At 50.1% G+C, this 22,259-nt stretch carries 18 protein-coding genes; 4 read left to right on the top strand and 14 right to left on the bottom strand.

What is annotated here, in order from left to right; genetic code table 11:
* The first annotated feature begins 68 nt into the window (after nucleotides 1–68).
* The gene (gene elyC / locus QUE74_RS05380) at nucleotides 69–848 is read left to right on the top strand and encodes an envelope biogenesis factor ElyC (protein WP_000899583.1); all 780 of its coding nucleotides are present in this window, start codon (nucleotides 69–71) and stop codon (nucleotides 846–848) included.
* Here the strand turns inward: elyC and QUE74_RS05375 are convergent.
* The 14 genes from QUE74_RS05375 to QUE74_RS05310 all read right to left on the bottom strand — a co-directional run bounded on the left by QUE74_RS05375 (nucleotide 825) and on the right by QUE74_RS05310 (nucleotide 16,706).
* Complete coding sequence (locus tag QUE74_RS05375) at nucleotides 825–1,718, bottom strand: YcbJ family phosphotransferase (RefSeq protein ID WP_000436903.1); 894 nt, start codon at nucleotides 1,716–1,718, stop codon at nucleotides 825–827. The two genes, elyC and QUE74_RS05375, sit on opposite strands and share 24 nt — an antisense overlap.
* A 153-nt stretch (nucleotides 1,719–1,871) precedes the next feature.
* Nucleotides 1,872–2,618, bottom strand: coding sequence for a 3-deoxy-manno-octulosonate cytidylyltransferase (gene kdsB, locus QUE74_RS05370; protein WP_000011610.1), 747 nt, complete (start codon nucleotides 2,616–2,618; stop codon nucleotides 1,872–1,874).
* A complete protein-coding gene (gene ycaR, locus QUE74_RS05365) occupies nucleotides 2,615–2,797 on the bottom strand; it encodes a protein YcaR (RefSeq protein ID WP_000350058.1) in 183 nt (60 codons plus the stop codon). The genes kdsB and ycaR overlap by 4 nt, the downstream gene beginning before the upstream one ends.
* Before the next feature lie 51 nt (nucleotides 2,798–2,848).
* Nucleotides 2,849–4,081: a crosslink repair DNA glycosylase YcaQ gene (gene ycaQ, locus QUE74_RS05360; protein WP_000056521.1), complete on the bottom strand. Its 1,233-nt coding sequence runs from the start codon at nucleotides 4,079–4,081 to the stop codon at nucleotides 2,849–2,851.
* Nucleotides 4,082–4,117: 36 nt separating this feature from the next.
* On the bottom strand, nucleotides 4,118–5,104 hold the full coding sequence (gene lpxK, locus QUE74_RS05355) for a tetraacyldisaccharide 4'-kinase (protein ID WP_000570558.1): 987 nt from the start codon (nucleotides 5,102–5,104) through the stop codon (nucleotides 4,118–4,120).
* Complete coding sequence (gene msbA, locus QUE74_RS05350) at nucleotides 5,101–6,849, bottom strand: lipid A ABC transporter ATP-binding protein/permease MsbA (protein ID WP_000551270.1); 1,749 nt, start codon at nucleotides 6,847–6,849, stop codon at nucleotides 5,101–5,103. The genes lpxK and msbA overlap by 4 nt, the downstream gene beginning before the upstream one ends.
* A gap of 36 nt (nucleotides 6,850–6,885) precedes the next feature.
* On the bottom strand, nucleotides 6,886–9,150 hold the full coding sequence (locus tag QUE74_RS05345; RefSeq protein WP_001354880.1) for a ComEC family protein: 2,265 nt from the start codon (nucleotides 9,148–9,150) through the stop codon (nucleotides 6,886–6,888).
* A gap of 205 nt (nucleotides 9,151–9,355) precedes the next feature.
* Nucleotides 9,356–9,640 (bottom strand): integration host factor subunit beta, encoded by a 285-nt coding sequence (gene ihfB / locus QUE74_RS05340; protein ID WP_000167336.1) that lies wholly within the window; start codon nucleotides 9,638–9,640, stop codon nucleotides 9,356–9,358.
* A gap of 159 nt (nucleotides 9,641–9,799) precedes the next feature.
* Nucleotides 9,800–11,473: a 30S ribosomal protein S1 gene (rpsA, locus tag QUE74_RS05335; protein ID WP_000140327.1), complete on the bottom strand. Its 1,674-nt coding sequence runs from the start codon at nucleotides 11,471–11,473 to the stop codon at nucleotides 9,800–9,802.
* 110 nt (nucleotides 11,474–11,583) lie between these two features.
* Nucleotides 11,584–12,267, bottom strand: a complete 684-nt coding sequence (gene cmk, locus QUE74_RS05330) for a (d)CMP kinase (protein ID WP_000125021.1) — start codon at nucleotides 12,265–12,267, stop codon at nucleotides 11,584–11,586.
* A gap of 172 nt (nucleotides 12,268–12,439) precedes the next feature.
* A complete protein-coding gene (ycaL, locus tag QUE74_RS05325) occupies nucleotides 12,440–13,204 on the bottom strand; it encodes a metallopeptidase YcaL (RefSeq protein ID WP_001353317.1) in 765 nt (254 codons plus the stop codon).
* A 168-nt stretch (nucleotides 13,205–13,372) separates the two neighbouring features.
* Nucleotides 13,373–14,656, bottom strand: a complete 1,284-nt coding sequence (gene aroA / locus QUE74_RS05320; protein WP_000445247.1) for a 3-phosphoshikimate 1-carboxyvinyltransferase — start codon at nucleotides 14,654–14,656, stop codon at nucleotides 13,373–13,375.
* A 70-nt stretch (nucleotides 14,657–14,726) separates the two neighbouring features.
* Nucleotides 14,727–15,815: a 3-phosphoserine/phosphohydroxythreonine transaminase gene (gene serC / locus QUE74_RS05315; RefSeq protein ID WP_000057129.1), complete on the bottom strand. Its 1,089-nt coding sequence runs from the start codon at nucleotides 15,813–15,815 to the stop codon at nucleotides 14,727–14,729.
* A gap of 198 nt (nucleotides 15,816–16,013) precedes the next feature.
* The gene (locus tag QUE74_RS05310; RefSeq protein WP_000642860.1) at nucleotides 16,014–16,706 is read right to left on the bottom strand and encodes a DUF421 domain-containing protein; all 693 of its coding nucleotides are present in this window, start codon (nucleotides 16,704–16,706) and stop codon (nucleotides 16,014–16,016) included.
* A gap of 129 nt (nucleotides 16,707–16,835) precedes the next feature.
* On the opposite strand from QUE74_RS05310, the gene ycaO reads away from it, so the two are divergent.
* From ycaO to pflB, 3 genes are all read left to right on the top strand, one after another.
* A complete protein-coding gene (ycaO, locus tag QUE74_RS05305; protein ID WP_001354879.1) occupies nucleotides 16,836–18,596 on the top strand; it encodes a 30S ribosomal protein S12 methylthiotransferase accessory factor YcaO in 1,761 nt (586 codons plus the stop codon).
* Between the two features lie 405 nt (nucleotides 18,597–19,001).
* The gene (gene focA / locus QUE74_RS05300) at nucleotides 19,002–19,859 is read left to right on the top strand and encodes a formate transporter FocA (protein ID WP_000642546.1); all 858 of its coding nucleotides are present in this window, start codon (nucleotides 19,002–19,004) and stop codon (nucleotides 19,857–19,859) included.
* Nucleotides 19,860–19,913: 54 nt separating this feature from the next.
* Nucleotides 19,914–22,196, top strand: a complete 2,283-nt coding sequence (gene pflB, locus QUE74_RS05295; protein ID WP_001292814.1) for a formate C-acetyltransferase — start codon at nucleotides 19,914–19,916, stop codon at nucleotides 22,194–22,196.
* Nucleotides 22,197–22,259: the final 63 nt, after the last annotated feature.

The raw sequence follows: 22,259 nt of genomic DNA, 5'->3' as shown, positions 1-22,259 counted from the left end.
AATGAACCCGTCTGGTGTAATATCGCTGGCGATCCCTTGCTATATGGTCAAAAAAGGAACCAGAAAGGATGCTTTTTACACTGAAAAAAGTGATTGGCAATATGTTGCTGCCACTTCCGCTGATGTTGCTGATTATTGGCGCTGGCCTGGCGCTGCTGTGGTTTAGCCGTTTTCAAAAAACCGGGAAGATTTTTATTAGCATTGGGTGGCTGGCGCTCTTGTTATTGAGTTTGCAACCGATAGCCGACCGCCTGCTGCGTCCCATCGAAAGCACCTATCCGACATGGAATAATTCGCAAAAAGTGGACTATATCGTGGTGCTCGGAGGTGGTTATACCTGGAACCCGCAGTGGGCACCGAGCTCTAATTTAATCAATAACAGTCTGCCACGCCTGAATGAAGGTATCCGCTTATGGCGCGAAAATCCGGGATCAAAACTGATCTTCACGGGAGGCGTAGCAAAAACCAATACGGTGAGTACAGCCGAAGTAGGTGCCCGAGTTGCGCAATCGCTGGGCGTGCCGCGCGAGCAAATTATCACTCTGGATTTGCCAAAAGATACCGAAGAAGAAGCTGCGGCAGTGAAACAGGCAATTGGTGACGCACCTTTCCTGCTGGTGACCTCCGCATCACATCTGCCGCGGGCGATGATCTTTTTTCAGCAGGAAGGGTTAAATCCGCTACCAGCCCCGGCGAATCAGTTGGCCATCGACTCGCCGCTTAATCCGTGGGAACGAGCTATCCCTTCTCCAGTCTGGTTAATGCATAGCGATCGTGTTGGCTATGAAACGCTTGGCCGCATCTGGCAGTGGCTGAAAGGTTCGTCAGGCGAGCCACGGCAAGAGTGATTTTGATGCCAGATCGAAGTTGCGCCGACTAAATCGTCCGGTATTAACCAGTTGCGCAACTTCATCCCATAACACATACAACCAACGCCGCCAGATGAACGACTCCGCCACTGGCGCGCGTTGCAGATAACTCCAGAGCAAATCTTCCGCCAGAGAATTATCCATTAGTCGGAACAGTTCGTATTCTCGCGGTGCCCAAAGCATTAGTCCCGGTCCGACCATCGCCAGTAACTGATCGCTGCGCGAATCTTTCAGCATGCTGCCTAAACAGAAGTTACCGTGAATCAGCACACAATTGTCGTTAAAGCCTTCAAATAATGCCGGGAGACATTCACGGGTGCGAAACAGGATCCGCTTATCTTGCATCGTTAGACCGGTGTTATTGAACTGATTGAGCGTAGTCCATAGCACTTCAACATGTTGCCGGTACCATGAGGGCCAGAAATTTTCCTGAGTATTGTCGACCGCGCCGACGCAACCACGACTGTCCTGACGGTGCCAGGCCAGTAAGGCTTCAACGATTTGGTCTTTGAGTTGTTCCCAGCGTTCTGGTGTTCGGGCTGGTGCCTCCACCGAAACACCACGCATTCGCTCCAGTAGCAGGACATCGGGGCCGGGGTGTTCTTCATGCGTCATCACACCATAAATAGTCGGCATACGGACAGTCCCACTTCTTGCCAGCATGGTGGTTTTCCATGCCAGTTGTCGGGCTCTTCCGGGCGCACTAAAGCTTCTTGCCATTAACGGCATTGGGTTTCCCTGGCTGTCATACAAAGCCCACAACGCCGTATCCGCTTTTTCATTGACGCACTCAATACGACTGAGTTTTTCGCCCAGTAAATGGCTTAATTCGGCACGCAGCTGTTCCATTCAGATTACCCTCATAAAAGCTACTGCTTTCATAATGAGCGCCAATATAAAAGATGTCACCTGAATGAGATCAATTGTTGAAAAGAAAAATTGAGGAAAATCGTAACGGTACGACACTCCTCCCAAAATTGGCTGGAGTGTCGTGAAGTGAAATTAGCGCATTTCAGCGCGAACGCGCTCGAGATCTTCAGGGGTATCCACTCCTGTACCAGGAACTTCCTGAGCAACAGCAACGTGGATTTTTTCGCCGTACCACAGAACACGAAGCTGCTCTAACATTTCGATATGTTCTAACGGACTTGGCTGCCAGGTAACATAACGACGGATAAAGCCTGCTCGGTAGCCATAAATACCAAGATGACGCAGGAAGTTATCGCCTACGGTTTCAAGGTCTTTTGCAAAACGATCACGATCCCACGGAATGGTGGCGCGAGAGAAGTACAGTGCGTACCCTTCGGCGTCGAGAACCACTTTCACCGCATTCGGGTTAAACGCTTCTTCCGCATTGTGGATTGGCACCGCCAGAGTCGCCATACCCACCTGACGCTGAGCGAGGTTATCAGCAACCTGACGAATGATTGTCGCAGGGATCATCGGTTCATCACCCTGCACATTAACGATTACCGTGTCGTCGCTGAATGCGCATTTTTCGACAACTTCCGCCAAACGTTCTGTACCTGACTGATGATCGGCGCGCGTCATACATACTTCGCCGCCAGCGGCTTCAACAGCGCGGGCAACATCCTCATGATCGGTTGCCACGATGATGCGCTCGGCACCTGATTCGCGCGCGCGTTCAAGAACATGAACAATCATGGGTTTGCCGTTAATATCAACCAATGGTTTACCGGGCAGACGCGTGGACGCGTAGCGCGCGGGAATAATGACCACAAAACTCATGATTTACTCTCATCAGCAGTCAGCACGCGGGCTTCCGTTTCCAGCAACACTGGAATGCCATCGCGCAGCGGGAAAGCCAGGTTGTCCAGTTTGCAAATAAGCTCTTGTTTTTCCTGGTTATACCAAAGTTTTCCGTTGCAAACCGGGCAGGCAATGATTTCAAGCAGACGATGATCCATAGTTCCTCCAGATGGATCGGGTTATGAATGCATAAATCTTATCATAATCATTTATGCGACGGGGTCTATTTCCCAGCCGGCGCGGCAATCAGTAAAGAGGCCTTGCGGGCAGCGTCCTAATGTCACCCGCGTTGCCTGCTGCCAGTTAGCGAAATCAGTAATCGCCTGACGTAACCCTTTTTGCAGCGTTGTCGTTGGTTTAATGCCTTCCTGTAACCACAGAGAGATAACTTCAAGGATGCCTGTCTGGCGATGCATTTTGGCATCCATTCGCCCAACTAATTGCCCACGATGTAATAACGGCAGAACAAAATAGCCATACTGGCGTTTCGGCGCTGGGGTATAGCACTCCAGCCGGTAGCTAAAATCAAAAAGCTGCTCCGCGCGTTTGCGATCCCAGACAACAGGATCAAAAGGCGAAAGTACCGCGCTGTGCGTTGCAGTGAGCTTTCCGGCGAGCGCGCGTTCGAGTAGCGGCAGCAAATCAGCATGCAGCCAAAGATTGCCCAATTTTTCAACATGCACAGCAATGATTTGCTGCTGTTCAGCCCTCGCTTCGCGCCAAGCCACCAGTGCCGGACGTTTCAGCCGATAGTAATCTGCCAGCCACTGTTCGCGGAATATGCCCAGGCTACGCGCACTGTTATCCAGCATGATGATTTCTGCTTCTGTTTGCGAAACGAGATCGCGCTCATCATCCCAGTCAGGCATGACACGGTGGGTTAAATCATAAACGCGCTGGAAGTTGCGCCGTTCAATCACCATCACCTTTCCGGCAGTAAATAAACCTTCCAGATGCCGTTTATGCGGCTTCCATTCCCACCAACCGCTTGCACCTTTACGAGAATGCTCGAAATCGGCTGAACGTACCGGCCCCTTATCATGAATATGTTGAATTAACTGTGCAATTTCTGCCGCATGTTCCTGCATCCAGGCGTCTTTGTATTTCCAGCCCATTTTTTCAGGTGCCAGCATGCGGTGGCGAATAAGACGAAAATCGCTACGTGGCATAAAGCAGGCTTCATGCGCCCAGTATTCCATTAATTCGCCACGCGCCAGAGACTCATCCAACCACTGCGCAGGATAATTTCCCAGACGACTGAAAAGCACCAGATATGGACTACGGGCAACAATATTGATGGTATCGATTTGCAGCAAGGACATGCGGGAGATCGTTGCCGGAATATCCTCCAACGACGCTCGACGGCGGGGTTTGTTTAACAGGCCTTGCGCGGCAAGGTGAAGATTACGCGCATCAGCAAGGGAGAGGTGCGGCAGCGACATTCATGACTCCGTCAATCGAACGCTGCCGCGGCGTAACTAGTTGCCAGAAGCCAGCGAGGTTAGTTGCGCAAGCAGTTTCGCTGGTTCATCGCCTGAAAGCTGTGCGTCAACAGGCAAATACCACCAATTATCATCTGCAAAGGCCCGGCATTTCACCGCATCTTTTTCAGTCATAACTAGCGTTTGCCCGTCGCTTACCAACGCGCTGACATCCGTATAATTCAAAGACTGATGATCGGCCAGTGGTACACATTTTTCCGGTTGTACGCCGCACATCTTCAGCGTGGCAAAAAAGCGCGGCGGATGCCCAATCCCCGCCATCGCCACCACATGTTCAAGTTGAGCAACGTCACAACGCGTACCGGTACGTAAATTCACCGCCTGCCCCGGCAGCAGATGCATGGGGATTTCACCGCTGCGGGGGACACCGCCGTTGACGATTACCGCATCAACCGACTTTAAGCGCCCCGCTCGCTCACGCATTGGCCCCGCCGGCAACCACCAGCCATTGCCAAAGCGACGCACGCCATCAATAACGACGATTTCAACATCACGCGCCAGACGATAATGCTGTAAACCGTCGTCGGTTACGATGATCTGCACATCAGGGTGTTGCGCCAGAATGGCTTTTACCGCATCAGAACGCACGGGAGAAACCGCAACAGGCGCGCCAGTGCGTTGATAAATCAACACAGGTTCATCACCCGCCTGTGCTGTGGTGGTATCTACCGACAATAACAGCGGATACGATTCAGCCTTACCGCCATATCCCCGGGACACGACTCCCACGCGAATACCGCGCTGTTGCAACTGTTCCACCAGCCAGACAACGACCGGAGTTTTTCCGTTGCCGCCAGCGGTGAGATTACCAACCACGACAACCGGTACGGGGGCACGCCAGGCGCGCTTCAGTTTTAGTTTATAGCAAAGACGGATCGCGCCACTCACCAGACCATACAACCAGGAGAGTGGCAGCAATAGCCGCCACAAAGGGGATTCACCAGACCAGATTTTTTCGATCATTGGCCAAACTGCATTTTGTGAAGTTGCGCGTAAACGCCACGGTGCTCAAGCAAATCGTTATGCGTACCGCGTTCCACAATGACACCATCCTCGACGACCACGATTTCGTCTGCCTTTTCAATGGTAGACAAGCGGTGGGCAATCACCAGAGAGGTACGGTTTTTCTGCAACTCATCCAGTGCCGCCTGAATCGCACGTTCAGATTCGGTATCCAGCGCCGAGGTAGCTTCGTCCAGAATCAGAATCGGGCTATCACGCAACAAGGCTCGAGCGATGGCAATACGCTGACGCTGACCGCCAGAGAGCAGCACGCCGTTTTCACCAATCACTGTATCGAGACCGTTATCCATCTTATTGATGAAGTCCATGGCGTAGGCCATACGCGCCGCTTCTTCAATTTGCTCACGGCTGTACTGTTCTGTCCGTGCGTAAGCAATGTTGTTGGCAACCGTATCGTTAAACAGATGGACATTCTGCGACACCAGAGCAACCTGGTTACGTAAAGACGCCAGGGTATACTCGCGCAGATCGTGACCATCCATCAGGATTTCGCCTTCATCAATATCGTAAAAACGTGTGATTAGGCTGGCGATGGTTGATTTACCTGAACCAGAGCGTCCAACCAGAGCAACCGTCTTCCCTGCCGGAATTTTCAGGTTGATGTTACGCAATGCGGGTACATCACGTCCCGGATAAGTAAAGGTGACATTGCGGAATTCTACGTCGCCAGTCGCACGCTCGATCACGCGCTTACCTTCGTCTTTCTCCTGCTCACTGTCCAGAATGGTAAACAGCGTCTGACAAGCCGCCATACCGCGCTGGAACTGGGCGTTAACGTTGGTCAGCGATTTCAGCGGACGCATCAGTGCAATCATTGAAGAGAAAACAACGGTAATCGTACCGGCAGTCAGGCTATCCATGACGCTAGGGAAGCTCGCCGCATACAGAACAAACGCCAGCGCTAAAGAGGCGATCAACTGAATGATCGGATCAGAGATGGAAGAGGCTGAAACCATTTTCATCCCCTGAAGACGCATTCGGTTACTGACTTTATCGAAGCGTTTCGTTTCCACCTCCTGACCACCAAAAATCAATACTTCTTTGTGGCCCTTCAGCATTTGTTCTGCGCTGGTGGTCACCTGCCCCATGGTGTTCTGCATGTTTTTACTGATGTTGCGAAAACGCTTCGATACAACGCGAATCGCAATCGAAACAATCGGTGCCAGCACAATCAAAATGATCGACAGTTGCCAACTGTAATAGAACATCATGATGAACAGGCCGATGATCGACGCACCTTCACGCACAACAGTAATCAGTGCGCCGGAAGAAGAAGAAGCAACCTGTTCGGAATCGTAGGTGATACGTGACAACAGCGTACCCGTTGACTGTTTGTCAAAGAATGAAACTGGCATTCCCATCATGTGACCAAACAGGCGGCGACGCATGGTCATTACCACCTTTCCTGATACCCAGGAGATACAGTAGCTGGAGACATAGCTGGTGATACCACGTAAAATCATCAGCCCGATCACCACCAGCGGCATCCACACCAGCACGGAGCGATCTGTTTTACCAAAGCCATCATCAAGAAGTGGCTTAAGGAGCGATAACATGAAGGTATCGCTGGCTGCGTTGAGGATTAACGCTACGCCCGCCACGATCAGACCCGCTTTAAAAGGCGCAATGGTTGGCCACAGTCGGCGGAACGTCTGCCACGTAGAGAGATCTTTGTCGTTATGCATTCAAAAAACCAGCATTTGTTGAAATAGCCGCATATTCTACCCGTTATCCACTGGCACGCCAAACCACTGATGATACCAACGAGGTAAAATTTGCTCCCTGAGGCTGCTAATCCGCCAGCCTTGCGCTGAAAAATCGACCGTTACTTGCCCCTGATGAGGAGTATCAAGCCACGTATAACCCTGTTGTTGATAGCGATGCTTAACTTTGTTAGAGGGCAGTCGCCATGCGTTATAGCGCGATGCCGATGCGAGTGCCACTTTTCCATTCACTCGCTGAATTAATGGCAACGATGATGAGGTATTACTGCCATGGTGAGGTACCTGAAGTAATGTTGCCTGCATTTGCTGCCAGTAACGGCTTAGCATCTTTTGTTCAGCGGGGGCTTCAATATCACCGGTTAGAAGAATGCTATTCGTCCCGTCATCAATCTTAACCACACAGGAATGGTTATTTCCTTTATCGTTGCTACCTTGTAAAGGCCAGTGCGCGCTGAAACGCAATCCTTGCCATTGCCACGCTTCGCCACGCACACAGGGCTGATGATGTTCCCAGCTTAAAGGGCTTCTGACCCATAACGTCGGCCAGGCTCGTAATATCGAGTCCAGCCCTCCCCGATGATCCAGATGTTCATGACTCAAAATGACGCCTTCTGGTTCAAGATTATGCCAGCGTAGCCAGGGGATAATCAGTTGTTGCCCACTATCCCCCTCCGGCCAGGCCAGTCCGGTGTCATAGAGAATCGCTTTACCGTTTCGCGCAATGACCATTGCCAGCCCTTGCCCGACATCAAGCATGTACACCTGCCACGCGTCAGGCCGAGGTTTTTGCCACAGCGGCCAGCACATCAGCAAGCCTCCAGCCACACACATTGCCGGCAACGCTCGCCAGGCGTTTAATCGCCATACCACCAGTAAGAACCATGGGGAAAATGTTAGCCATTGCCAACGTTCAGCAATGTTGATCCACCCTTCCGGCAAACTCTTTAACCCCCAGAAAAGTAAAGCCAAAGACCGGTCGGCAAGAAACCATACTCCTTGTTCTACGATTAACGGCCCGCTTAAATGCATAACCATCGCTGCGAGGATCAACGGAACCGTGATAAATGTCACCAGGGGAATTGCAAATAGGTTTGCAATAAACGAGGTCAGACTAATGCCATGAAATATGACGATTTGCACGGGCATAAGCAGGAGGGTGATTCCCAGTTGCAGATGGATGAGGGAAACAACCGCGCGCAATACCGGCGGCAGCTGCCACTCCGGACAGGGAAACCACTGATACCAAAAAATCAGTGCCGCGACCGCAGCGGCAGAGAGCCATAAACTTTGCGAGAGAATGGCAACAGGATCCATCAGCAAAATTGCCGCCAGACAACATATCCATACATCCCAGCCACTCCATTGTCGTCCACTTAACTTAAGCATTCCCCAAATGGCAAGCGCCACCACGGTACGCAATGCAGGAGGTTGCATTCCCGTTAGCCAGGCGTAAAAAGCAGCACAGCAGATTCCACCAATTAATGGCATTTGCCAGTGGATCCAGCACCCAGGCAGAAAAACTTGCCCACCGCGAATGAGTCCTGCAGCCAGCAACGCCGCAAAAGCGATGTGCAATCCTGATATCGCCATTAAATGCGCCGTTCCAGTATCACGCATGATATTTTTGATTTCTTTGGGGACGGATAACCGTTCCCCCATACCTAATCCAAGAATAACCGCGTTCCACATATAGGGTTGCAGCGTTGTTTGTAGTGACGCCAGATACTGTGCACGCAGGCTACAATTCGGTTCAATGACACTTGCCTGCAGAAAACGCCCGGTGAGCGGTTGATGCTGGGCAATGGCATAACGCTGGCTATCAAAGCCGCCATCATTAAGTTGGCCATGAACTGCACGAACTTTGAGTTTCATTGACCATACTTGTCCGGCACAAACCGCTTGCGGAAGATATTCGCCATACAGTACGAGGCCTGGCGCAGGGAATATACGTCGACCTTGTAGATGAGTAATTTGACCGTAATGAGTGGTCATGCCGTCAGTAGCAATGATCTCAACAATTGCATCCTGCGTCGAGCCAGTTAAGGTTTCTCCTGCCCACAAAATTTGCTTTGCCGCTGATATGCCCCAAAGAAAAAACAGCAACGTCAGCGCGATATAACGGACGGCTTTAACACGAATAAATGCCAGTACGCAGGCGAAGATAGTCAGAAGCACAAGGGTTACTGTCCCTGGCAATTGGGGCAAAATCAGCAACGGAAAAATTCCGCAAATTATGCATACTCCGACTGTCGTTATTTTCATGCACCCTCCCTGTTTATAGAAAGTGTGCAACTTTGTTGAATGGTTGTCTGGTGGAAGTTTTGCGTTCCCCGAGGCACGTTCAGAAGAATTTAACGACAGGGTGAAAACTGCTCAAAACTCTGCGAGGCAGCTTCCAGTTCCAGATTAGAGAAATGAAAAAAGCACCCGACAGGTGCTTTTCTCGCGTTCAAGTTTGAGTAAAAACTTAACCGTAAATATTGGCGCGATCGCGCAGTTCTTTACCTGGTTTAAAGTGAGGAACGTATTTTCCTTCCAGTTCTACTTTATCGCCAGTCTTCGGATTACGTCCGGTACGTGGTGCGCGGTAGTGCAAAGAGAAACTGCCGAAACCGCGGATTTCAATACGCTCGCCCTGCGCAAGAGTCGAGGCCATATGCTCCAGCATCTCTTTTACTGCATCTTCAACCGTCTTGGCGGGAATGTGCGATTGCTGGGTGGCAAGTCTTTCTATCAATTCTGACTTGGTCATGATTCCTCCGGTTCCTTAAAGGCAAATTTAGCGGCTGCTGTTGCTGCATTGATTAAGGGCGGCCGTAGCCGCCCTTAGTGCTTGATTACAGGACGAAACCTGCAATCTGTCAAGTAAACTCAACAAACTTCGGAATAAAAATCCCGAAGAGTCAGAGAATTACTCGCCTTTAGCTGCTTTGAAAGCTTCAGCCATTGCGTTGTTGGAGAAGTTTGCATCTTCCTGTTTGTTAACAGTTGCGATTGCATCTTTCTCGTCAGCTTCGTCTTTCGCACGAACAGACAGGCTGATTGCGCGGTTTTTACGATCAACGCCGGTGAATTTAGCTTCAACTTCGTCGCCAACGCTCAGAACCAGGGTAGCGTCTTCAACGCGGTCACGGGATGCTTCAGAAGCACGCAGGTAACCTTCTACGCCGTCAGCCAGTTCTACGGTTGCGCCTTTAGCGTCAACTGCAGTTACTTTACCGGTTACGATAGCGCCTTTCTTGTTCAGAGCAACCCAGTTGTTGAACGGATCTTCTGCGAGCTGTTTAACGCCCAGGGAGATACGTTCACGTTCTGCGTCAACCTGCAGAACAACTGCAGCGATTTCGTCGCCTTTTTTGTATTCACGAACTGCTTCTTCGCCTGCAACGTTCCAGGAGATGTCAGACAGGTGAACCAGGCCGTCGATGCCGCCGTCCAGGCCGATGAAGATACCGAAGTCAGTGATAGACTTGATTTTACCTTCAACACGGTCACCCTTGTTGTGGGTTTCCGCGAACTGCTGCCACGGGTTAGCTTTGCACTGTTTCAGACCCAGGGAGATACGACGACGTTCTTCGTCGATATCCAGAACCATAACTTCCACTACATCGCCAACGTTAACAACTTTGGACGGGTGGATGTTTTTGTTGGTCCAATCCATTTCGGAAACGTGTACCAGGCCTTCAACGCCTTCTTCGATTTCAACGAAGCAGCCGTAGTCGGTCAGGTTGGTCACGCGACCAGTCAGTTTGGTACCTTCCGGATAACGTTTAGCGATAGCTACCCACGGATCTTCGCCCAGCTGTTTCAGGCCCAGGGATACACGGGTACGTTCGCGGTCGAACTTCAGCACTTTAACAGTGATTTCGTCGCCCACGTTGACGATTTCGCTCGGATGCTTAACACGTTTCCAGGCCATATCAGTGATGTGCAGCAGGCCGTCAACGCCGCCCAGATCAACGAATGCACCGTAGTCAGTGAGGTTCTTAACGATACCTTTAACTTCCATGCCTTCCTGCAGGTTTTCCAGCAGCTGATCGCGCTCTGCGCTGTTTTCGGATTCGATAACGGCACGACGAGAAACAACAACGTTGTTGCGCTTCTGATCCAGCTTGATTACTTTGAATTCAAGCTCTTTGCCTTCCAGGTGCAGAGTGTCACGCACCGGACGAACGTCTACCAGAGAACCTGGCAGGAACGCACGAATACCGTTCAGCTCAACAGTGAAGCCGCCCTTAACTTTGCCGTTGATAACACCGGTAACAGTTTCAGCATCTTCGTAAGCTTTTTCCAGCGTGATCCAGGCTTCGTGACGTTTAGCTTTCTCACGGGACAGCAGAGTTTCACCGAAGCCGTCTTCTACTGCGTCCAGAGCAACGTCAACTTCGTCACCTACCTGGATTTCCAGCTCGCCCTGGGCGTTTTTGAACTGCTCAGCCGGGATGGCGGACTCAGATTTCAGACCAGCGTCAACCAGTACTACGTCTTTGTCGATAGCAACAACAACGCCACGAACGATAGAACCCGGGCGGGTTTCGATTTCTTTTAAGGACTCTTCAAAGAGTTGAGCAAAAGATTCAGTCATGTTTAATCTTCAGGTTTATATTTAACGTCCACCTGGCTCCATGCCGGATGGGGTTGTTTAACATACCCGCTGTCATTCCATTGCAACGGGGGTACTGCAAATTCGGTCGCTTATGCGAGAGCCAATTTCTGGCGCGCGTATTGTAGCGCTTTTTCAATCACTTGCTCAATGCTTAAGGTGGTGGAATCCAACACTAAAGCATCGGCTGCCGGAACCAGTGGCGCTACCGCTCGGTTACGATCGCGGTCGTCGCGTTCTTTGATCTCGGCCAAAAGGCGCTCAAAGTTAACACTAAAGCCCTTCTCCTGCAACTGTAGCATGCGGCGATGCGCACGTTCTTCCGAGGAGGCGTCAAGGAAAATTTTCACTGGCGCATCAGGGAATACCACCGTTCCCATATCGCGGCCATCGGCAATCAAGCCTGGTAATTCGCGAAACGCGCGTTGGCGACGCAATAATGCTTCACGAACGCGTGGGAATGCCGCGACTTGTGAAGCAGCATTCGCCACTTCCTGAGTACGAATTTCGCCGCTGACATCTTCCCCTTCGAGGATCACTTCCAGATTGCCATTGGTCGACACAAAACGTACATCCAGATGGGATGCCAGCGGCACGAGCGCATCTTCCGTTGCAACATCAACATGGTGATGTAATGCCGCCAGTGCCAGTACGCGATAAATTGCACCCGAGTCCAGCAGATGCCATTGCAACGCTTCCGCCATAGCCTTACACAAGGTGCCTTTCCCTGCACCGCTTGGGCCATCAATGGTAATAACCGGGGCAATTGCCGTCATCTTTATCTCCTTAAAACAGGCGTACCGTTAACATAACCGCGCGCATTATACGCGCCGACGCCACAAATCGTTAACGTTGTGTGCAAAAACCAGTTTTGTCTGTATTCAGATGGGGATTTATTGCGCAATTATAGCGGGCTGGCAGAAGACCAGCCCGAAAGATGACAATGATTTACTTACCAGAGGCGATACGATCACGGATGTGTTGCGCACGCTCTGTTGATGGTGGATGAGAGTCAAACATGGACTGGGTACGGCCGCCATCCAGGCTGGCCAATTTTTCAAAGCTGCCAACCAGCCCCTGGGTGCTGATGCCACGTTTCTTCAACAGATCAAAGGAGAAATCATCTGCTTCGGACTCTTTATCGCGGGAGTATTTAGCATTGATCGCGCCTTCTGCGATATCACCTAATTGTGAGCGAGAAAGCTGGGAAGCCACACCGCTGGTAGCGGAAATCGCATCACGTGCGGCAACGATCGCATAAGAAGCTTTCATTTCAGCCAGCGAGTGACCCAACGCGACGTGGCCCAGTTCATGACCCAGAACGCCTTCAATTTCGTTGTCGTTCATCATGTCCATCAGGCCACTGTAGACACGAACACAGCCGTTCGCCATCGCCCATGCGTTGACGTCGCTGGTCATATAAACCTTATAGTTGACCGGCGTGCCATTAATATTGTTACCCAATGCTTTGGCGATTTTTGCCAGACGTTTACCGTACTTGCTGGATTTACTTGCGACTTGATTGCCGCTGTCCATTTCGGCACAGCCCTGATTGGCAATCGCTTTTGCATCAGCATCGCTTAACGTTGCTGCTTTATAGGCATTTAAACCTGAGCTGATAGCCATATTGGTATCAATACCGTGGGTATTCTGACACCCTGTCAGTAAAGCTGCAGAGGCCGCAATCGCCAGCAGTAATTTAGTATTCTTCATGTGAATCATCCGTTGATTAATCATATATAAATATTATGTATCAATAACTTACATCGACAAACGACGCTACCATTAATCAAAATGACTCACAAGGTCCGAAAAAAAACGCCGGCAATGTGCCGACGTATTGATAAAGAAAGATTTGGCTATTTATTGCACGTTGTTCATTCAGGCTGCCTGGCTAATCCGCGCCAGCTGCTCGAAATAATCCGGAAATGTTTTGGCCGTGCATTTGGGATCAAGAATCGTCACTGGTGTATCTGACAACGCCACCAGCGAGAAACACATCGCCATCCGGTGATCATTGTATGTTGCGATCTCGGCAAAGTTCAGTTTTTCCGGTGGAGTGATACGAATGTAATCGTGCCCCTCTTCTACTTCCGCGCCGACTTTACGTAGCTCTGTTGCCATCGCAAACAGGCGATCGGTCTCTTTAACACGCCAGTTATAGATATTGCGCAGCGTGGTAGTGCCTTTTGCAAATAATGCCGCCGTGGCAATGGTCATCGCCGCATCGGGAATATGGTTCATATCCATATCAATAGCGTTCAGTTCACCACGCGTGCAGGAAATATAATCATCGCCCCAGCAAATGGTCGCGCCCATTTTTTCCAGCACATCAGCAAAGCGAATATCACCCTGCATACTGTTGCGTCCAATGCCGGTCACTTTTACAGTGCCGCCTTTGATTGCTGCTGCTGCCAGGAAGTAAGAAGCCGAAGATGCATCGCCTTCGACCAAATAAGTACCCGGAGACTGATAAGACTGCCCGCCTTTTACGACAAATTGTTGATAGTGCTGATTTTCAATTTCAACACCAAACGTCTTCATCAGATTGAGTGTGATGTCGATATAAGGTTTAGAGACCAGATCGCCTTTAATACGAATCACCGTATCTTCCGGTGCAAGAGGCGCAGTCATTAACAGTGCGGTGAGGAACTGGCTGGAAACGGAGCCATCAACGTCAACGTTGCCGCCAGTAAAGCCGCCCTGTAAACGCAATGGTGGATAATTTTCTTGTTCCAGGTAAGTGATCTTCGCCCCGCCCAGGCGCAGCGCATCCACCAGATGACCAATGGGGCGTTCTTTCATACGCGGTTCACCGGTCAGCACAATATCATTGCTACCCAGACAAAGAGCTGCCGCCAGCGGACGCATTGCCGTTCCGGCGTTACCGAGGAACAACTCCAGGGCACTTTTTGCGTGTAATGGACCGCCGTTACCGATGATTTCGCAACGCGTACGATCGGCTGAAAGCGTATAGCTTACCCCTAACGCTGTTAATGCATTCAGCATATGGCGCACGTCATCGCTATCCAGCAGATTGGTTAATACTGTTTTGCCGTGTGCTAATGCCGCCAGCAATAAAGCGCGGTTAGAAACGCTCTTGGAACCGGGCAGATTAATGGTGCCATCGACACGAGCGATGGGTTGTAACGTCAGGGATTCCATGAACTCAACTCTCTACAACAGAAATAAAAACCCCACAGGCTGGCTGTGGGGATTAAGCAAAATTTCGGCATTAGCCGTGACGGCGTTCGAACTCAATCATGAAGTCTGTCAGCGCTTTAACGCCTTCCAGAGGCATTGCGTTATAAATTGACGCACGCATACCGCCGACCACACGATGCCCTTTCAGGGCATGCAGCCCCGCAGCAAAAGACTCTTCAAGGAACAATTTGTCAAGCGCACTGTCCGCCAACTGGAACGGCACGTTCATCCGCGAACGGTTAGCTTTCGCCACGTCATTGCGGTAGAAATCGCTGTTATCAATCACCCCATACAGCAGTTCTGCTTTTTGCTGATTGATTTTATCCATTGCAGCCACGCCGCCGTTCGCTTTCAGCCATTTGAATACCAGACCGGACAGGTACCAGGCAAATGTCGGCGGCGTGTTAAACATTGAGTCGTTATCGTTAAGGATGGAATAATCCAGAATCGACGGACAAGCGATATTCGCTTTACCCAGTAAGTCTTCACGAACGATGACGATTGTCAGGCCCGCCGGGCCGATATTTTTCTGTGCGCCAGCATAAATCACACCGTAACGACTGACGTCAATTGGACGGGAAAGAATCGTTGAAGAGAAGTCGGCTGCAACCACCACTTCTTTACCAAAGTCTGGCGTTTCGTCGATGGCGATACCATCGATGGTCTCATTTGGGCAGTAATGCATATAAGCGGCATTATCAGAGAGCTGCCATTCACGCATTGGCTTAACCGCACGAAGACCATCAACAGTCACTTTGGCGTCAAAGACATTTGGCTTGCAGTATTTTTTCGCTTCTTTAATGGCACTTGCCGCCCAGTAACCGGCATCAACATAATCTGCAGTGGTTTTATCACCAAGAATATTCAGCGGAACAGCAGCAAACTGACCGCGACCACCGCCGTGGCAGAACAATACTTTATAGTTGGAGGGGATATTAAGAAGATCGCGAAAATCCTTCTCGGCTTCCTCTGCAACCTGAATGAACTCTTTACCACGGTGGCTCACTTCCATCACCGACGTACCAAGACCGTTCCAGTCGCGCAGTTCCTGTTGAGCCTGTTTAAGCACCTCTGCCGGTAGCATTGCCGGACCAGAACTAAAATTGAAGATTTGAGCCATTTCCCCTCACCACGTTGCGTTGCCATTAACCCACGGACAATCGATTGCGACCGCGGGTAATACATTATTCCTGTGGCTATCGGTTTTATCATTCAGTGGCGCGCATCGCAATGGGTAAAACAGTCGAGGGCAAAAATGCGGCACGCGTCACACAATAGAATCTCTCGGATTATTGTCCAAAAACCGATTTTTTTGCTGTCAGGTCACCCGTTTAGCCCGACTTGCCTTCGTCCATTCTGGATTTGCACAGCGCGGACATAATTGTTTTTCCCCTGCGTTCATATGAATGATCTCACTGCAACGGATGCAAGCATAGTCCGCCGACTCAGGCACCACTTTGTAACGCTGAGTACAGTCACTGGGTAAAATAAGTAATCCCGGTTTGACCTTGTCATCTTCAAAGAAATAGACACTGATTTGCCCGTTGGTTTCGAGAATCGCCAGACGTACCTGCCCCAACTGCTCCACTCCACGCAGTCGCAGCTCCATAAAGAACTCAAATTCCGTCATGTTGGAGTTATTAAGTTTCGACCAGGCCAGCTCACCATCCTCAATAATGACAACCGGCTTGCCTTCCAGAAGATCCTCCAGTTTTTCACTGTGCGCCATCAACCACATTACCAGACGGTATAACAACGCCAGAGTAATAAAGACGATAAGCACCGGAACCATCGGCACATCATCATAAAACGCCACATCCCCCGCCGCTGACCCCAGCGTCAGAATGATTAACACTTCAAAAAGCGACATCTGCCGCACACCGCGTCTTCCGGTCATTTTGAGGAACAAAAAAACCAGTACAAAGGTATAAAGACTACGTAGTGCAACTTCGCCAAGGAAATCAAAAGGCACTTTATCAAGTGCCATACGGTGGAGATCGAACGCCTTCATTTTTATGCTCTTATCGTGGTTTATCCACTAAAAGCATAGTCAACAGTTCATCGGCATGGCGGCGGTGATAGCGCCTTTGAGATAAAACCCGTATTATTGCGCGCTTTCCGTACGACTAAAGTGATTTTCATGACGCAAACATTTATCCCCGGCAAAGATGCCGCTCTGGAAGATTCCATCGCTCGCTTCCAGCAAAAACTTTCAGACCTCGGTTTTCAGATTGAAGAGGCCTCCTGGCTGAATCCCGTGCCTAACGTCTGGTCTGTACATATTCGCGACAAAGAGTGCGCACTGTGTTTTACCAACGGTAAAGGCGCAACCAAAAAAGCGGCGCTGGCTTCTGCACTCGGTGAATATTTCGAGCGTCTGTCTACCAACTACTTTTTTGCTGACTTCTGGCTGGGCGAAACCATCGCCAACGGTCCATTCGTGCATTATCCCAACGAAAAATGGTTCCCACTGACCGAAAACGACGATGTACCAGAAGGGCTGCTCGATGACCGTCTGCGCGCATTTTACGATCCGGAGAATGAACTGACCGGCAGCATGCTGATTGACCTACAATCTGGTAACGAAGATCGTGGTATTTGCGGTCTGCCGTTTACGCGCCAGTCCGACAATCAGATCGTTTATATTCCGATGAATATCATTGGTAACCTGTACGTTTCTAACGGTATGTCCGCTGGCAATACCCGAAACGAAGCACGCGTCCAGGGGTTGTCCGAAGTTTTCGAACGCTACGTGAAAAACCGGATTATTGCTGAAAGCATCAGCCTGCCAGAGATCCCGGCAGACGTGCTGGCGCGTTATCCAGCGGTGGTTGAAGCGATCGAAACACTGGAAGCGGAAGGTTTCCCGATCTTCGCTTATGATGCCTCGCTTGGCGGTCAATATCCGGTGATCTGCGTGGTACTGTTCAATCCAGCTAACGGTACCTGCTTTGCATCCTTCGGTGCACATCCTGATTTTGGCGTTGCACTGGAACGTACCGTGACCGAGTTGCTGCAAGGCCGCGGTCTGAAAGATTTGGATGTGTTTACTCCGCCAACCTTCGATGATGAAGAAGTCGCTGAACATACTAACCTCGAAACGCACTTTATCGATTCCAGCGGTTTAATCTCCTGGGACCTATTCAAGCAGGATGCTGATTATCCGTTTGTGGACTGGAGCTTCTCAGGCACCACGGAAGAAGAGTTTGCTACGCTGATGGCTATCTTCAACAAAGAAGATAAAGAAGTTTATATTGCCGATTACGAGCATCTGGGCGTTTATGCTTGCCGCATTATCGTGCCTGGCATGTCCGATATTTATCCGGCAGAAGATCTGTGGCTGGCGAATAACAGCATGGGCAGCCATTTACGTGAAACGATTCTTTCACTCCCAGGCAGCGAGTGGGAAAAAGAAGATTACCTGAACCTCATCGAGCAACTGGATGAAGAAGGTTTTGATGACTTTACTCGCGTGCGTGAGCTGTTGGGTCTGGCGACCGGGTCGGATAACGGTTGGTACACCCTGCGTATCGGAGAATTAAAAGCCATGCTGGCGCTGGCTGGTGGCGATCTGGAACAGGCTCTGGTCTGGACCGAATGGACGATGGAGTTTAACTCATCAGTATTTAATCCGGAACGCGCCAACTATTATCGCTGTCTGCAAACGTTGTTATTACTGGCACAGGAAGAAGACCGCCAACCACTGCAATATCTGAATGCCTTCGTTCGTATGTATGGCGCAGATGCCGTAGAAGCCGCCAGTGCGGCAATGAGCGGTGAATCGGCGTTTTATGGCTTGCAACCCGTAGATAGCGATCTGCACGCGTTTGCTGCACATCAGTCGTTGTTGAAGGCCTACGAAAAGCTGCAGCGCGCCAAAGCAGCATTCTGGGCAAAATAAAATCAAATAGCCTACGCAATGTAGGCTTAATGATTCGTCTGAGTTATATTACGGGGCGTTTTTTTAATGCCCCGCTTTACATATATTTGCATTAATAAAATAATTGTAATTATAAAGTTAAATATCGGTAATTTGTATTTAATAAATACGATCGATATTGTTACTTTATTCGCCTGGTGCTCCCTTTTAATTAACTGTTTTAGCGGAGGATGCGGAAAAAATTCAACTCATTTGTTAATTTTTAAAATTTATTTTTATTTGGATAATCAAATATTTACTCCGTATTTGCATAAAAACCATGCGAGTTACGGGCCTATAAGCCAGGCGAGATATGATCTATATCAATTTCTCATCTATAATGCTTTGTTAGTATCTCGTCGCCGACTTAATAAAGAGAGAGTTAGTGTGAAAGCTGACAACCCTTTTGATCTTTTACTTCCTGCAGCAATGGCCAAAGTGGCCGAAGAGGCAGGTGTCTATAAAGCAACGAAACATCCGCTTAAGACTTTCTATCTGGCGATTACCGCCGGTGTTTTCATCTCAATCGCATTCGTCTTCTATATCACAGCAACCACTGGCACAGGAACAATGCCCTTCGGCATGGCAAAACTGGTTGGCGGCATTTGCTTCTCTCTGGGGCTGATTCTTTGTGTTGTCTGCGGAGCCGATCTCTTTACTTCCACAGTGTTGATTGTTGTTGCTAAGGCGAGTGGGCGCATCACCTGGGGTCAGTTGGCGAAAAACTGGCTAAATGTCTATTTTGGCAACCTGGTCGGCGCACTGCTGTTTGTACTTTTAATGTGGCTTTCCGGCGAGTATATGACCGCGAATGGTCAATGGGGACTAAACGTCCTACAAACCGCCGACCACAAAGTGCACCATACTTTTATTGAGGCCGTCTGTCTTGGTATCCTGGCAAACCTGATGGTATGTCTGGCAGTATGGATGAGTTATTCTGGCCGCAGCCTGATGGATAAAGCGTTCATTATGGTGCTGCCGGTCGCGATGTTTGTTGCCAGCGGTTTTGAGCACAGTATCGCAAACATGTTTATGATCCCGATGGGTATTGTAATCCGCGACTTCGCATCTCCGGAATTCTGGACCGCTGTCGGTTCTGCACCGGAAAATTTTTCTCACCTGACCGTGATGAACTTCATCACTGATAACCTGATTCCGGTTACGATCGGTAATATTATCGGCGGTGGTTTGTTGGTTGGGTTGACATACTGGGTCATTTACCTGCGTGAAAACGATCACCATTAATGGTTGTCGAAGTACGCAGTAAATAAAAAATCCACTTAAGAAGGTAGGTGTTACATGTCCGAGCTTAATGAAAAGTTAGCCACAGCCTGGGAAGGTTTTACCAAAGGTGACTGGCAGAATGAAGTAAACGTCCGTGACTTCATTCAGAAAAACTACACTCCGTACGAGGGTGACGAGTCCTTCCTGGCTGGCGCTACTGAAGCGACCACCACCCTGTGGGACAAAGTAATGGAAGGCGTTAAACTGGAAAACCGCACTCACGCGCCAGTTGACTTTGACACCGCTGTTGCTTCCACCATCACCTCTCACGACGCTGGCTACATCAACAAAGCGTTGGAAAAAGTTGTTGGTCTGCAGACTGAAGCTCCGCTGAAACGTGCTCTTATCCCGTTCGGTGGTATCAAAATGATCGAAGGTTCCTGCAAAGCGTACAACCGCGAACTGGACCCGATGATCAAAAAAATCTTCACTGAATACCGTAAAACTCACAACCAGGGCGTGTTCGACGTTTACACTCCGGACATCCTGCGTTGCCGTAAATCCGGTGTTCTGACCGGTCTGCCAGATGCTTATGGCCGTGGTCGTATCATCGGTGACTACCGTCGCGTTGCGCTGTACGGTATCGACTACCTGATGAAAGACAAATACGCTCAGTTCACCTCTCTGCAGGCTGATCTGGAAAACGGCGTAAACCTGGAACAGACTATCCGTCTGCGCGAAGAAATCGCTGAACAGCACCGCGCTCTGGGTCAGATGAAAGAAATGGCTGCGAAATACGGCTACGACATCTCTGGTCCGGCTACCAACGCTCAGGAAGCTATCCAGTGGACTTACTTCGGCTACCTGGCTGCTGTTAAGTCTCAGAACGGTGCTGCAATGTCCTTCGGTCGTACCTCCACCTTCCTGGATGTGTACATCGAACGTGACCTGAAAGCTGGCAAGATCACCGAACAAGAAGCGCAGGAAATGGTTGACCACCTGGTCATGAAACTGCGTATGGTTCGCTTCCTGCGTACTCCGGAATACGATGAACTGTTCTCTGGCGACCCGATCTGGGCAACCGAATCTATCGGTGGTATGGGCCTCGACGGTCGTACCCTGGTTACCAAAAACAGCTTCCGTTTCCTGAACACCCTGTACACCATGGGTCCGTCTCCGGAACCGAACATGACCATTCTGTGGTCTGAAAAACTGCCGCTGAACTTCAAGAAATTCGCTGCTAAAGTGTCCATCGACACCTCTTCTCTGCAGTATGAGAACGATGACCTGATGCGTCCGGACTTCAACAACGATGACTACGCTATCGCTTGCTGCGTAAGCCCGATGATCGTTGGTAAACAAATGCAGTTCTTCGGTGCGCGTGCAAACCTGGCGAAAACCATGCTGTACGCAATCAACGGCGGCGTTGACGAAAAACTGAAAATGCAGGTTGGTCCGAAATCTGAACCGATCAAAGGCGACGTCCTGAACTACGATGAAGTGATGGAGCGCATGGATCACTTCATGGACTGGCTGGCTAAACAGTACATCACTGCACTGAACATCATCCACTACATGCACGACAAGTACAGCTACGAAGCCTCTCTAATGGCGCTGCACGACCGTGACGTTATCCGCACCATGGCATGTGGTATTGCTGGTCTGTCCGTTGCTGCTGACTCCCTGTCTGCAATCAAATATGCGAAAGTTAAACCGATTCGTGACGAAGACGGTCTGGCTATCGACTTCGAAATCGAAGGCGAATACCCGCAGTTTGGTAACAACGACCCGCGTGTAGATGACCTGGCGGTTGACCTGGTAGAACGTTTCATGAAGAAAATTCAGAAACTGCACACCTACCGTGACGCAATCCCGACTCAGTCTGTTCTGACCATCACTTCTAACGTTGTGTATGGTAAGAAAACTGGTAACACCCCAGACGGTCGTCGTGCTGGCGCGCCGTTCGGACCGGGTGCTAACCCGATGCACGGTCGTGACCAGAAAGGTGCTGTAGCATCTCTGACTTCCGTTGCTAAACTGCCGTTTGCTTACGCTAAAGATGGTATCTCCTACACCTTCTCTATCGTTCCGAACGCACTGGGTAAAGACGACGAAGTTCGTAAGACCAACCTGGCTGGTCTGATGGATGGTTACTTCCACCACGAAGCATCCATCGAAGGTGGTCAGCACCTGAACGTTAACGTGATGAACCGTGAAATGCTGCTCGACGCGATGGAAAACCCGGAAAAATATCCGCAGCTGACCATCCGTGTATCTGGCTACGCAGTACGTTTCAACTCGCTGACTAAAGAACAGCAGCAGGACGTTATTACTCGTACCTTCACTCAATCTATGTAATTAGTTTTGACTGAAATCGTACAGTAAAAAGCGTACAATAAAGGCTCCACGAAAGTGGGGCCT

Source organism: Escherichia sp. 10290, from assembly GCF_030295155.1.
GTDB classification, from domain to species: domain Bacteria; phylum Pseudomonadota; class Gammaproteobacteria; order Enterobacterales; family Enterobacteriaceae; genus Escherichia; species Escherichia coli_F.
This window is presented reverse-complemented; position numbering and strand designations above follow the sequence as displayed.